Genomic DNA, 14,091 nt, shown 5'->3' on the forward strand with positions numbered 1-14,091 from the left:
CAGCGATTCACGGATTCTTGCCCACCCGCCAGTCACGGTGCCGAAGATTCGGGTCAGGCGACTGCCCAGCTGTGGGAGGTTCCCACGACACGGCCTTGCTTCCGGTCGCCGGGCTGCTCGGCTCGGTTCGCCTCGGCGACGGCCGCGTCGATCCGGTCGAGCAGTTCGTGGGGGTTCTGAATCCAGCCGGGCAGCCAGAAGCGCTCCACCGCCGACCAGCCCATCAACGACTGCAGCAGAGCCGGCGCCAACTCGCGGTCGGCGATGGTCGGGCGGGCGTTCCAGGCCGGGCCGTCCGCCATCACGGCCACCTGCCAGCGGGCGGACCCGGGCGCGCGGACGGCGATGTCGACGGTGAAGTGGGAGCGGCCGTACCGGATGGCCACCTCGTGACCCCGCGCGCGGATCGCCGTTGCCACCGACTCCAGCAGGGCATCCGATTCCCGCTCCGGCGAGTCGATCCGGTCACTGGTGGCCGACGGGCCGTGGGCGGCCAGCTCGCAGTACTCCCGCAGGTGCCGAATGCCGAGCGAGGAGTCGTGTTTGGCGTCGATGGCCTCGGGGTCGAAGGACGCGAACAGCAGCACCTCCCGGCGGGCCCGGGTGATGGCGACGTTCCACCGGCGCTCGCCGCCCGCCCGCGCCAGCGGGCCCAGGTGCAACGGGACCTTCCCGGTCGTCGGGTTGGTGGAGTACCCCAGCGAGAAGAGGATCAGGTCACGTTCGTCGCCCTGGACGGTTTCCAGGTTCTTCACGAAGATCGGTTCATCGCCGCCCATGCGGGCGATGACGCCGGGATCGGGGCTGGTCTCCAGCAGGTTGAGGATCAGGTCCCGCTGCTCGATGTTGAGGGTCACCACGCCGATCGAGTCGCCGGCGGTGGCCGGGTCACCGACCCGGCGCTGGATCTCCGCCACGATCGCCTGGGCCTCGCGGGGATTGTCGCGACTGCCGCCGCGGTCGTAGTGGCCGTCGACCCGGCGCCAGCCGATCGCCTGGTTGTTGAGCGCCGGTGGGGGCAGCGTCCGCAGTTCCCCGTCGTAGTAACGGTTGTTGGAGAAGTCGATGAGGGACTCGTGCTGACTGCGGTAGTGCCAGGAGAGGCGGTGCCGGGGCAGTCCGACCTCCACGGCACCGTCGAGGATGCTGTCCGGCTCGGCCGATCCGTCGCCGCTCGCATCGAGCCGGGCGGTCTTGATCACGGTCGTCGGCGGCATCTGCTTGGCGTCGCCGACGATCACGGTGGTCCGGCCGCGGCCCATCGCGCCGATCGCCTCCGCCTCCCGCACCTGGGAAGCCTCGTCGAAGACCACCAGGTCGAACGTGGCCGCACCCGGAGCGAGGTAGTTCGCCACCGCGGCGGGGCTGGCCAGGACGCACGGCGTGGTGGCCAGCACCAGGTCGGCGAACTCCTGGAAGAGGTCGCGGAACGAGGGACCGACGCGGGGCCGCAGCTGCTCGCGCAGCGTCGTCACGTCGGCTGGCCGCTGCCGGAACAGATCGTTGCGACGCGTGACGAGGCGGCCCGCGAGGCGGCTTGGCAGATGCTCGCGCAGTTTGGCGCCGGCGGTGGCCAACTCGTCGATGTGCCGCGTGTGTGCCTGGGAGTCGAACGAGTCGATGAGCGCCGACCAGTCTTGGAGGACGTCGTAGGAACCCTGCGCGTCCAGCCAGGCGGACCACAGCGACTTTCCGCCGGGACCGGGGCGGTAGACCAGCCCCTGATACTCCGTCAGCTCGCGCACGCTGTCCCGGTACGCCGACTCGAGTGCCGGATAGGCCGGGTCCACCGCGCCGGTGGTGTAGCCGATCGCGTCGTGCAGGCTCCGGCGGATCGTCCGGCTCGTCTGCTTGACCCCGTACAGGTCCAGGATGAACGGTGCCAGGCCGGTCCGCTCCAACCGATGCCGTACGACGTCGAGCGCGGCCTGTTTCTCCGCAACGACCAGCACGGTTTTGCCCCCGTCGAGGGCGCCGGCGATGAGGTTCGTGATCGTCTGCGATTTCCCGGTGCCGGGCGGGCCCTCCAGCACGAACGATCGACCCGCGACGGCGGCCGCGGCGGCCTTCAGCTGGGAACCGTCCGCGGGCAGGGGAAGTACCAACGCCGTTTCATCGACGGCCACGTCGTCCAACTGCCGGGCCGAGATGTCCGCGGCCATCCGGGCGCCGGTGATGAGGCGCTCGACGACGGGGTTGGTCGCGAAAGTGCGCCAATGTTCGGTGAGGTCGCGCCACAGCCCGAACGCGCCGAACTTCAGCGGGCGGAGGCTGGCGGCCTCGGTGACCTGGTACGGGATGCCCCGCTCGAGCAGGCTGTCCCGGATGGCCTGCAGGGTTTGCGGGATGTCGATGCCGGAGGCGTCGGTCTGGGGGTTCTCCAGCGCGGGGATGCGCAGACCGTGCTTGACGCGCAGCCATTCGATGAGGCACTGGTTGGGTACGGCAAGCTCGGAGGTGTCGGCCACGATGGTGTACGGCCGGCCGCCGATGCCACCGTCGATGTGTACCGGCAGCAGGAACAGCGGCGCGTGCGCGGGCTCCCCGGTCGACTTGCGGTGCACGAGGCTGCCGAGGGTCAGGTAGAGGTAGCTGCTTCCGGTCTCCTGACGCATCGTGAGCGCGTCGCGCTGCAGCCCGCGCAGCTTCTTGGTGATGTGGTAGCCGGAGACGTTGGTGACCAGGCGGCCGGCGTTCAGGTGCGCGATGGCGGTGGCGACCTTGTCCGGCGACGCGTCGCCGCGCGCGAGCCGCGGATCGTCCGCGGACAGGAGCTCGAGCGCCGCACCGTCGTGGATCAGATCATCGAGTACGGCGAGGGCCCCGCCGGGCAGGTCCAGGCGCAGACCCGTGCCGCCGGAGGGGAGGTTGAGCAGGGGGTTGCGCAGGCTCAGGTCGATCAGGCTACGAGTCCACTGAACCACCCGGGCCGGGGTGTCGTCCGGCGGCGGGTCGAGCAGCGGAGGGTGTGCGGTCTCGGGACCGCCGAGCAGGCCGGCCACGTGCGCGATGACGGCGTCGCGAATGGCCGCGCCGGCCAGCTCGTCGACTCGCTTGCGGCATTCCTCCGCGACCAGCTGAGCGATCTGCTCGACCAACGCCGAGTGCTGCCGCTCACCGGTCGCCGGAGGCTGACCCGCGGGCTCCGGCAGGTTGAGGTGGTCGACGTTCGCGTCGCTGTACACCAGGTCCAGATACTTCGTGGAGCGGGTCATGGCGATGTAGAGCAGCCGGTGTCCGCGCGGGTCCGACCGAATGATCTCCGCCGGTTCCACCACCACGGTTGCGTCGAACTCCAGTCCCTTCACCGCGTTCGGGCTGGCCAGGACGATCGGTGTGCCGAACTGATCGCGGTCCACGTCGGACCAGCGGATCCCGGCCTCGTCCAGGGCTCGGACGATCACGGCGCGCTGCGGCTCCGCGCAGACGATGCCGACGAAGTGCCCGTCCCCGGCCTGAGCCCGGGCCACCTCGACCACCTGGGCGGCCAGATCGGCGCCGCTGCGCGGGTGCAGACCCGGCTCGGCCGGCCCCGTCCGTACCACCTGTGCCGGGGGCACATTGGCGGCCGCGGAGGCGAGCAGCGGGGCGGCGAGCGCGAAGATCTGACGCGGCACGCGGTACCCGTACCGCAGGTGCTCTACCGTGTGCGGCGCGAGGACCGGCATGTGCGCCAGAACCTCGATCCAGCTGTCGCGGGCGTGCGGACCGGTCGACTGGGCGATGTCACCCACCAGCGTGACGGCGCCGGAGCGGGAACGCCGCGCCACGGCCCGCAACTGCATCGCGGACAGATCCTGGGCCTCGTCGACGACGATCAGGTCGTACTGGTCGGGGTTGCCGCTCAGGCACGCCTCGGCCTCGTCCCACAGTGCGACGTCGGCGACGCTCCCGGACGTCTCGGCGCCCGCGGCCAGCAGATCCCGCTCGGTGTCGTCGAACAGGCGCCGACCGGCGTCGGAGTGCAGGGTCTCGGTGAGCGCCCGGCGCACGAGGGCCTCGGCCGAGAACGTCGGCCAGAAGCGGTTCGTGAGCGAGGTCGCCGCCGCCTCCACGGTTCGCTGGGGGATCCAGGCGGAACTGCGCTCGATCACGCCCAGCAGGCGCTCACGCAGCGTACGTCGGCGTACCAGGTAGGGACCGTTCTCCGCGGCGAGCCGGGCCACCGCGTCCCGGATCGGGGCGGCCTCCAGGCGCAGGTTGCCCTCGCTGACCGAGATGGTCGGCTCGGCGCCGGGACCGCGAACGGCGGAGTTCAGCGCGGCGACCATCAGCCTCGCCATCCGTGCGTCGCCCTTGAGGCGGGCGACGTCCGGGGTGTCGTGTCCGCGGCCGGCCGCGCCCCGGAAGAACTGATCCACCGCCAGGTGCCGGACGTCGTAGTCGCCGAGCTCCGGCAGGATGTCGCGGATGTACCGGGAGAAGGCGCGGGTCGGGCCGACCACCAGCACGTCGCGGGCCTGCAGCCGGTCGCGGTGCTGGTGCAGCAGCCAGGAGATGCGGTGCATCGCGATGGCGGTCTTGCCGGTTCCCGGGCCGCCCTGGATGACCAGCACCCGATCCAGCGGCGCGGTGATCAGGTCGTACTGGGCGGCCTGAATGGTCTGCACGATCTCGCGCAGTTCGCCCGAGCGGGACCGTTCCAGGTCGGCCAGGAGCGCGGCGTCCACGCTCAGGTCCGGCCGGCCCTCGAGCGCTGCGATGTCGTCGACGAGTTGCTCGAAGACGACCTCCTGGAACGAGGTGAGGACGAGGTCCTCGTCGAAGTCGAACTTCCGGCGACTGATCACGCCCAGCGGATTCCGGTGGTCGGCTTCGAAGAACCGGCGCGCCGCGTCGGCCTTCCAGCTGACCGTGAGAATCTCGCCGTCCGGGCCGATCAGCGTGGCCGGACCGATGTAGAGCGGACCGTCGGGGTCGACGATGCGTCCGACCGCCACCGGCTTGTCCAGGTTGCCGAGTTCCCCGTCCATGCGCAGACGCGCCGGTTTGCCGTCGATGTCGTAGTCGATGTCGCGGTGCGCCCGGTGCTTCTCCGCGCGGAACTTCAGGATGTCGAGCAGGTGTTGCCGCTCGCGTGTCAGCTCGGCATCGGAGTCCATCGTTCTCCCCGTCGACAGTGTCTACATGACCTCGACAGTCCCTTCGGCGGTGACGCCGGGCAGTTGAGTCCTCGACGAGTTGCGACGCCGGCGACGGCCGGGAAGTCACGCCGTTTTCAGGCTCTCCTCACGGAGCGGTGCGAGCATGTCGCGGAAGTCCTCCGCGGCGACCGGCTTGCTGAAGAAGTAGCCCTGGATCGCCGGGCATTCGGCGGCGCGCAGCGCCTCCCAGTCCGCGAGCTCCTCGACGCCCTCGGCGACCACGGACATGTTCAGCGAGCGGGCCAGCCAGAGCACCGCGGAGATGATGGATTCCTTGCGCTGGTCGTGTGCCAGGCCGGCGACGAAGGAGCGGTCCAGTTTGACGATGTCGGTGGGTACGGACTGCAGCCAGGTCAGCGAGCTGTACCCGGTGCCGAAGTCGTCGAGGGCGATGCGTACGCCGAGCGCCTTGATGGCGTCCAGCCGGTCGCGGATGTCGGTGGAGTTCCCCAGCAGGGCGGTTTCGGTGATCTCCAGGACCAGCCGGGACGGGTCTTCGAGGCCGCTGTCGGCCAGCAGCTTGGCCACGGTCGGGACGAAGTCCGGCTCGTTCAGCTGGCGCGGGCTGACGTTGACCGACACGTAGCCCAGCTCCTGCTGCCACTCCTGGAGGCGGTGCAGGGCCGAGGCGAGCACGTGCTCGCCGAGCGGCACCACGAGACCGGTCTCCTCCGCGGCCCCGATGAAGTGACCCGGCGCGAGAATTTCGCCCTCGGCGGTCCGCATCCGGACCAGGGCTTCCGCGCCGAGGATGGTGCCGGCGGCGGAGACGATCGGCTGGAACCAGACCGGCAGGGTCGTCGCGCGGTCACCGTCCAGGGCCTTCCGCAGGCGCGTCTCCGCGGTGATCCGCTGCTGCACCGTCACCTGCATCTGCTCGTTGAAGATCTCCAGGCGGTTGCCGCCGGCGCGCTTGGCCGCGTACATCGCGGTGTCGGCGGCCCGGACGGCCTGCTCGGCCTGCCCCCGGCCCTCGGCCATGGCCAGGCCGATGCTCAGTTCGACCTTGACCTGGCCGCCGGCGAGCGGCAGCGGCTGGGCCAGCGAGGTCAGCACCTCCCGGCCGATGTCGAGGCCGCTGTCGGGGGAGCCGGGGTACGCGATCACGAACTCGTCGCCGCCGAGGCGGGCGATCACCGCGTCCCGCGGCACGATCAGCCCCAGCACGGTGGCGAGGACCCGCAGCACGTCGTCGCCGACGGTGTGGCCGGACCCGTCGTTGATCGTCTTGAACCGGTCCACGTCCAGGTAGAGAACGCACACCGGGCCGTCGGTCGCGTCCAGGAGCTCGGCCAGGTCGACCTCGAACGCGGACCGGGACAGCAGGCCGGTGAGCGAGTCCTGGCGCACCTGACGACGCAGCGCGGCCTCGTGCTCCTGCTGCCGGGTGATGTCCCGGTGGTGAATGAAGATCGACTGCAGTCGGTCCTGCCGGTCGTACAGCCCGTTGGTGATGGTCTCGAGCCAGATCAGCGAACCGTCGTCGTGGCGCTGGAACGCCTGGGTGCTCGTGGTGCAGGCGTTGGGGGCGCGCAGGATCGTCGGCAGCAGCTCGTCGGCCTCGTGACCCACCCAGGTCAGCGGCAGGTCGGTGATGGCGAAGTCGGGCGGCAGCTCGTCGGGCAGGCCGAGCCAGCTGCGGTACGCCGTGTTGCACCGCTGGATCCGGCCGTCCGGCGCGAACATGACCATCGGTACCGGGGTCTCGTCGAACGCCATGCTCAGCTGCGCCTGGCTGGCGTCCAGGCTGTCCTGCGCCCGCCGCTCCTCGGCCTCGACCACGCGCCACAACACCACGTGGATGGCCGCGGCACCCAGCACCGCCAGACCGTACTGCAGCACCCAGGCCCACGGGTGCGTCATGGCGCTCTGCTCGTAGGCGATGTGACCGGCCAGGGCGGTGACCAGGAACACGCCGAAGGGCGTCCAGTCGTGGTAGAGGGCCAGCGCGGCGGCGACGACGAAGAACGAGAAGTGCGCCACGGTCAGGCCGTCGGACATGACCAGGAAGCCGTCGCAGGCGACGGCCAGCCCGGCGGCGACGAGGATCGAGGGCAGCCGGCGCGGGCGCAGCAGCACCGCACCCACCGCGCAGGCGAGGATCGCGGCGACGGACAGCAGCCAGACCCGGTCGAGCCCGGTGTACGCGAGACCGAAGACGGTCAGCGTCACCGCGCTCGCCGGCAGCAGCACCGTCAGCAGCCGGTGGCGGCGCTTCCAGTCCTCGTCGCGCAGGCCACCGCTGGCCGGAAACCATCCGCGCATAGTCGTCCCCCTGACCGTCGCCATCAGTAGGAATCTCGGTGTTCTCGGTAGCGCCGGCAGTGATCGCGCGGTTGTCGTCCGGTTGCCGAACCCGATGCGCGGTCAGATCGCCGCGGCCAGACCCCGGCGTCGTACACCGGGAAGCCGTGCTCGCCGAGGCTCTTGGCCTGGTACCTGGCGATGTCTGCGCGGCGCACTGCTCGCCCTGCACGGCAGCTGACGCGGCCGGCCGAGGACGGGGCGAACGCTTCGGAGCTTGACTGATTTCCTCAGCCCGGCAGGATGATGTGCTCGTCCAGCCCGGCGCCGGTGCCGATCTGCTCGCTCACCCGGGCGGAGACCGGCCTGGTGGGCAGCCCGCTCAGCTTGCGCGCCAGGTCGTCGTCGCCGATCGGCCGCCGCCCGGACAGGCGCTCACCGCGGGCCGCGATGTCCGAGGCGATCTCGGGGAAGTCGCAGTAGATCGCGCGGTTCTCCGCCGAGCCGAGGTACACGAACGGTCCCGAGCCGGCGAGCGGCTGCAGCCTCACGCCGAGCGTCGACATGTTCTCGTACACGCGGCGGTCCAGCATGGTCACGATGTGCCGTACCTGGGCGCGGGCGCCGCTGAGCAGGAACGAGCGGTACAGCAGTGAGCTGACCATCAACTGCGACGGTCCGCCCCGATACTGCGGCAGCACCGTGACGGTGGCGAAGTCCCACGCCTTCTCGCCGGTCATCCCGTGCGCGGCGAGGATGGCCTCGGCGTCGACGCCGATGTGCGCGGGCGCGTCGTCGACGGTCTTCAGGCCGATCCCGGTGCCCTCGATGATGCGTCCGGCGCCCGCCGGGACGCCCTGCTCCCGATCGATGATCACGAAGAACAGACTGCGATCCTCGTACGGTCCGTACTCGGCGGTCATCACCGTGGTGTCGTTCCCGAACGCCTCCTCGAAGGTGAGCCGCTCGACCATCCGCCCGACGTTGGCCAGCGGGTGGTCATGTCCGACGACCGCGGAGATGAACCGGCTGGTCCGGCCCGGGTGGGCGGCGAGGAAGTCGGCGATGCGGCGGCGCGCCTCGGTGGTGTCGAGGTCGTAGCCGGCCTCGGTGGTCGTCGTCGGCACGGCTCAGAACTCCTTGGCCACGATCTCGGTGGTCCGGAAGTACTCGCGGGTGAACTCGACGACGGCCTCCGGGTCGAACTGCTTGCAGGTGTAGACGTCGACGCTGAAGAACTGGACCGGGCGCTCCCACGAGTAGAAGTGGGCGCCGGACGTCTCCCAGTGGATCCAGCCGGCCCAGCCGTACAGGTCGCTGATGTGGGTCACCGGCTCGATGAGCGTGATCATGTCGGTCACGACCGAGAGCTTCTGCAGGTACTCCTTGATGTGCTCATCGGTGATCACGAATGTCGGATACCCCTCGACGACCAGGCGCTGGCGGTGGATGGACGGGGCGAGGTCCTTGAACGCGATCACGGAGGGGCCTTTCGAGGGGATGAATCGGTGGAAAAGCAGCATAGCTGGCTTAGTAAGCAAATCTAGCAATTCGGTACTTAGCGTCAACCGCCGGAAGTCCGCATGGAATGACACAAGAGGATGGAATGGTGCGGAATTTCGCGCACAGTTACCAACAACACAAGCGGTCGGCGGACCGGCTCAAGCCGGGTGCAGTTCGGCCCCCGCGGCCCGGTCGTACGAGACCGTCAGGACCCGGTCGGCCTGCAGGTAGATCGAGAGGTCGGCGGCGACGCCCTGCCGCCGGGCCGCCGAGGTGACGGCGATCGCGAGCGAGCCGGCCTCGACGTGCTCGCCGAGCCGGAGCGCGTCCCGGCCGAGCAGGTCGGGATGCTCGTCGATCGGCATGACGACGACGCTGTGCCGGGGCAGCCGGGACCGGAGGCCGGACGCCAGGCCGGCGGCGCTGAGCCCGAGCCGCGCGGGCTCGTCGACGCCGTAGACGACGACCAGCTCGTCGCTGGTCGCCAACTCGGCGAGCTCGGCCACCACGGCCGCGGCACACGACCGGGTCTCCGGCTCGCCGAGGACCGCCACGGTCGTCGCGGTGGGGCTGGGCCCCGGGCGGAACCCGACGGCGAGACCCAGCCCGACGTGGAGATCACGCGACCGGACGTACAGCGCCGCGGCCAGCAGGATCGCCGCCAGCAGGGCCCAGGCCGGCGTGTAGGAGCCGGTCAACCGGTGCAGACCGGCGATCAGCAGCGGCGGGATCAGCGCGCCGAGCGCGCCCGCGGCGCCGGCCACCCCCATCACCGCGCCGATGCTGTACGGCCGCGCGGCCTTGCCGATCAGGGCGAGCAGAGCGCCGCCCGCCACCGCGTCGCAGACGGCCATCCCGCTGATCGCCACCACCGCGACCCACCACCGGGGCGCCACCGCGACGACCAGGCACAGGCCCGCGGCGATGCCGTAGCAGACCACCAGCAGCCGGGCGGTCGGATGGCGGTCGGTACGCCAGCCGCCGAGCAGCCGCGCCGCCGACGCCAGCGCGACCACGAACCCGGTGACCAGCAGGGCGGACGGCCACTCGAGGCCGAGCGCCGTGGTCAGGTAGACGGGCAGGAACAGGGCGACCGACAGCATCCCGCCCAGCGCGACCAGATACAGCAGCGACACCGACGAGGTCGAGGCCAGCCGGACCAGCGCCGCGCACTCGCGCAGCGGCGACCAGGCGCGCTCGACCGGGACCGGCTCCCGGATCACCACCGCCGCCAGCACGGCGAAGCCCACCAGTGACCCGCCGAGCAGCACTGCGGTGAGCCGCCCCGGGTGGGCGATGTGCCACGACACCACGGAGAACAACGCCCCGAGCCCCGCACCGAGGCCGAACACCCCCAGGGCCAGGCCGCGCCGGCCGTACGAGAACGTCTTCGACACCAGCGCGGCGCCCACGACGAACGCCGAGCTCCCCGTTCCCGCCACCGCTCCCGCGACGGCCGCCGCCGGCACCGAGTCGGCCAGGCCGAGAGCCACCACCGACACCGCGGCCACCAGACTGACGGCCGGCAACATCACCCGTACGCCGTACCGGTCGGTGAGCACCCCCACCGGCAACCGCACCACGGCCGCCACCAGCACGGGCAACCCGATCAAGGCCAGGTACGAGCCCGGGGTGACACCGAACCGCTCGTGCAGGTGCGGGCCCAGCAGGACCGACGCACGCAGGTTGAGCCCCAATCCCACCGTGACCAGCGCCAGCGTCGCTCCCGCGCGCGGCAATCGCTTCATCCCGACGGTCATCGCCCAACACACCCGATCAAAGCCCGGTCCAGCCCATCAAAGCAGCCACTCCGGCCGCAGCCAAGGGCGTATCTGGAACGACTCAAGTCCTGATTGGGGTCAGGCCGACTCCCGCACCACGACCTTCGTGGGCAGGATGAACGGCTCGGGCCGCCCGCCGTCGAGCAACTCGATCAGCATGCGGGCGGCCTCCCGGCCCAGCGCCAGCACCGGCTGATGAATCGTGGTCAACTTTGGCTCGGTCTGCAGCGCGATCGGCAGATCGTCGAATCCCACCACGGCCACGTCGCCGGGCACCCTGCGGCCGGCGTCGCGCAACACCCGCACCGCGCCGGCCGCCATGTTGTCGTTCGCCGCGAGCACGGCGTCGAGCTCCGGGTGCGTGCTCAGCAGCGTACGCATCGCCGCGGCGCCGCCGGCCTCCATGAAATCCCCGGGCTCGGTGGCGTACGGCCGGAGCCCCGCCAGCGTCAGCGCCTCGGTGAAGCCGCGCCGGCGCTCCCGGCCGACCGCGGTGTCCTCCGGCCCGGTGATCATGGCGATCCGGCGCCGCCCGTCGCGCAGCAGGTACTCGGTGGCGGCGCGCGCCCCGCCCGCGTTGTCGGTCTCGACGTAGAACGGTGGCGTCCCGTGCATCGGCAGTCCGATGAAGACGGTGGGCAGTCCCGAGCGCGCGGCGATGTCGATCAGCGGATCGTCACCGCGCAGCGCCACCAGCATCACCCCGTCGGCTCCCCGGGTCTGCAGGAAGTTCTCCAGCCGCCGCTGGCCGTGACCGGTGGTGGCCAGGCTGAGCACCAGGTGCAGGTCGGTCTTCTCCAGGGCGGTGGACGCGCCCATCATGATCTGCCCGAAGAACGGGTCGGCGAACACTCCGGGCCCGTCACCGGAGACCGCCAGCACCACCACGCCGGTCTGGCGGGTCGCCAACGCCCGCGCGGCCCGGTTCGGCGTGAAGCCGAGCTCGCGGATCGCCTTCTCCACCGCGTCGCGTTTCGCCCGGCTCACGTGCGGCCCATTGTTGATCACCCGGGACGCCACCGTGCGCGACACCCGAGCCCGCTCGGCGACCTCGTCGAGCGTCGGTGGCCGCGGCGGGACCGGCGACGACATACCCGGGCCCCCTCCGCTCGAACCGACCACCAGGGTAGCGGGTCGATCCGAGCAGACGGGGCCGCGTCGACCCGCGAGCATCAGTACTTCGTGTATCTGGCCCAGTCGTAGGTGGCGGTCAGTTTGCCGGGGTAGGTGAAGGGCTGCAGCCAGCTGTCCACGCCGATGCCCGGCCAGAGGTTCATCATGATGCGCTGCGGGTGCGTGGGAAGCGGCCCGCGCGAGCCGTTCTCCTGGTGAACGAGCGCGCCGTCGACGAACCAGTTGATGGTGCCGCCGTTCCACCACTCGAAGGCGTAGTTGTGGTAGCCGGTCGAGGCGTCGAAGCCCAGGTTGAGCACGGTCTCGTGGCCGCCGACGCCGTTGGTGAAGTAGTTGAGCTGCACCTGGGTGGTGTTCTTGCCGAGGATCTCCACGTCGATCTCGTCCCAGGGCTGGCCGTCGCTGGGCCCGGTGTAGGTGAAGAACGACGTCACGGTGCCCGGGTTCTTGACCGCCTTCAGGCGCGCCTCGAACCGGCCGTAGGAGTAGAGGTCGGTGGTGCGGTACTCGCCGGAGGCGTACGGCTTGCCGGAGCAGCCGCTCGGGCAGGGCTGGTTGTCCAGGTTGAGGCCCATCACGCCGCCGCTGAACCAGACGTGGTCGGCACGCCAGCCGTTGTTGAACACGCCGCCGTTGCTGTAGCCGTCGGCCTTGTACCAGCGGCTCGTGACGAACCCGTCGAAGTTGTCGACGAAGCTGGGGCCGATGGCGGCCTCGGCCGGCGCGGCGGCGGTCGCGGTCAGGGCGGCGACCACGCAGAGGATCGCGGCCAGGGCCTTCGGGGCCCGAGATCGAGTGATGATCACTGAAGTCTCCAGTTCTACCGGGATGGGGGAGTGAGACTGGAAGCGCTTCCATACATGTCCGTGACAATTTTGTAACCGTCCCGCTAAATCCTTGTCAAGGATGGAGCCACAATCGTGCACGGGCGGGACGCCAGCCTTTACATCGATGAACCTGAGCCGTACGTTCTGACCGGAAGCGCTTCCAGTCCGAGGGGCGCCCGTCTTGGAGGCACGGATGCGAAGGCGAACACTGCTGGGTACGGCCGCAGCCGCGGTGGGGCTGGCGATGTCGGATGCCGCCGGCGCGCAAGCAGCGCCCGCCTGCCGGAGGTCACCGACCCGATACCTGGGCGTGTTCCGGGAGGAGGCCCCCACGGCGATCGCGGCGAACGTGGAAAGCCTCTACGGCGTCACCCCGGCCAGTGTGATGTGGTTCGACAGCTGGGCGAGCGGCCTGGCCTTCCCGGTGAACGAGGCCAAGGCGCTCTGGCGGCACGGCATCATGCCGCACTACACCTGGGAGCCCTGGAACACCGCGCTCGGCCCGAACGACCCCGGGCAGATCCACCTGGCCGATATCGTCGGCGGCGCCTGGGACACCTACATCCGGGCCCGGGCCGTCGAGTTCGCCGCCGTGCGGCTGCCGATCCTGGTCCGCTGGGGGCACGAGTTCAACGGCAACTGGTACCCGTGGGGCATCGCGAACAACAATGCCGACCCTTCGCTGTACGTGCGGGCCTACCGGCACGTCCATGACCTCGTCGTGACCGCCGGGGCGCGCAACGTGCAATGGGTCTGGGCGTACAACAACGGATCCTCGCCGGATCTGCCGTACAACGATCCGGCCGGTGCCTATCCCGGTGACCGGTACGTCGACTGGGTCGGCATCGACGGATACAACTGGGGCTTCGGGCCGTCGTGGGACCCGACCGGCGACCACTGGACCAGCTTCGACGCGACCTTCGCCACCGCGTACGCCAAGGCCCGCGCCGTCGCGCCGCACCGGCCGGTGATGCTCGGCGAGTTCGCCTCCACCGAGGACGGCGGCGACAAGGCCCAGTGGCTCGACGACATGGACGCGACGCTGCGCTCGGGCGCGTACCCCGACCTCAAACTGCTCACCTACTTCGACCTCACCAAGGAGGAGGCGTGGTCGCCGGGCTCGTCGCCGGCCGCGCTCGCCGCCTTCGAGTCCTGGGTGCGGCAGCGGTACATGGCCGGCCGCGGCCACGAGCTGGCGCGCGTCGCCGGAGACTACGCCCGGCGGGCATAGATTTCGATCCGATCGCATGGCCAAGGCGTACCGCAAGGCAGGAAACCGACGGCCCGGGTCTCCAGGACCCGGGCCGTCGGCGTACCTGCGGTTTGGGGCCGGCCGTCCGGTGTCCGCTGCCGGGACCTTGTCCCGACGTAGGGTACCGAGTACCGTCGTCACGATACTGAGTATCGGAGGTGTTGTCGGGTCGCGCGCGGCCGCCTCCCCGGTGACTCGCGGAGGGT

Annotated in this window: 8 protein-coding genes; 1 reads left to right on the plus strand and 7 read right to left on the minus strand. The window is 70.5% G+C overall.

Going from position 1 to position 14,091, the window contains the following annotated elements:
- Positions 1–53 precede the first annotated feature (53 nt).
- The 7 genes from ODJ79_RS34655 to bglS form a co-directional block, all read right to left on the minus strand.
- Positions 54–5,102, minus strand: coding sequence for an AAA domain-containing protein (locus ODJ79_RS34655; RefSeq protein ID WP_263027872.1), 5,049 nt, complete (start codon positions 5,100–5,102; stop codon positions 54–56).
- 105 nt (positions 5,103–5,207) lie between these two features.
- Positions 5,208–7,409, minus strand: a complete 2,202-nt coding sequence (locus tag ODJ79_RS34660; protein WP_263027873.1) for a putative bifunctional diguanylate cyclase/phosphodiesterase — start codon at positions 7,407–7,409, stop codon at positions 5,208–5,210.
- A gap of 269 nt (positions 7,410–7,678) precedes the next feature.
- Positions 7,679–8,515 (minus strand): hypothetical protein, encoded by an 837-nt coding sequence (locus ODJ79_RS34665; RefSeq protein ID WP_263027874.1) that lies wholly within the window; start codon positions 8,513–8,515, stop codon positions 7,679–7,681.
- A 3-nt stretch (positions 8,516–8,518) separates the two neighbouring features.
- On the minus strand, positions 8,519–8,869 hold the full coding sequence (locus ODJ79_RS34670; RefSeq protein ID WP_263027875.1) for an S-adenosylmethionine decarboxylase: 351 nt from the start codon (positions 8,867–8,869) through the stop codon (positions 8,519–8,521).
- Positions 8,870–9,049: 180 nt separating this feature from the next.
- On the minus strand, positions 9,050–10,651 hold the full coding sequence (locus ODJ79_RS34675) for an MFS transporter (RefSeq protein ID WP_263027876.1): 1,602 nt from the start codon (positions 10,649–10,651) through the stop codon (positions 9,050–9,052).
- Between the two features lie 99 nt (positions 10,652–10,750).
- A complete protein-coding gene (locus ODJ79_RS34680; protein WP_263027877.1) occupies positions 10,751–11,764 on the minus strand; it encodes a LacI family DNA-binding transcriptional regulator in 1,014 nt (337 codons plus the stop codon).
- Positions 11,765–11,844: 80 nt separating this feature from the next.
- Entirely contained in the window at positions 11,845–12,612 is a 768-nt protein-coding gene (gene bglS, locus ODJ79_RS34685; RefSeq protein ID WP_263027878.1) for a beta-glucanase, read from the minus strand.
- A 214-nt stretch (positions 12,613–12,826) separates the two neighbouring features.
- Between bglS and ODJ79_RS34690 the strand changes: the two genes are divergently transcribed.
- Positions 12,827–13,864 carry a glycoside hydrolase family 26 protein gene (locus ODJ79_RS34690; RefSeq protein ID WP_263027879.1) on the plus strand — a complete coding sequence of 346 codons (1,038 nt, stop codon included), beginning with the start codon at positions 12,827–12,829 and terminating at the stop codon, positions 13,862–13,864.
- Positions 13,865–14,091 lie beyond the last annotated feature (227 nt).

The sequence above is a fragment of the Actinoplanes sp. KI2 genome, assembly GCF_025630775.1.
Taxonomy (GTDB): domain Bacteria; phylum Actinomycetota; class Actinomycetes; order Mycobacteriales; family Micromonosporaceae; genus Actinoplanes.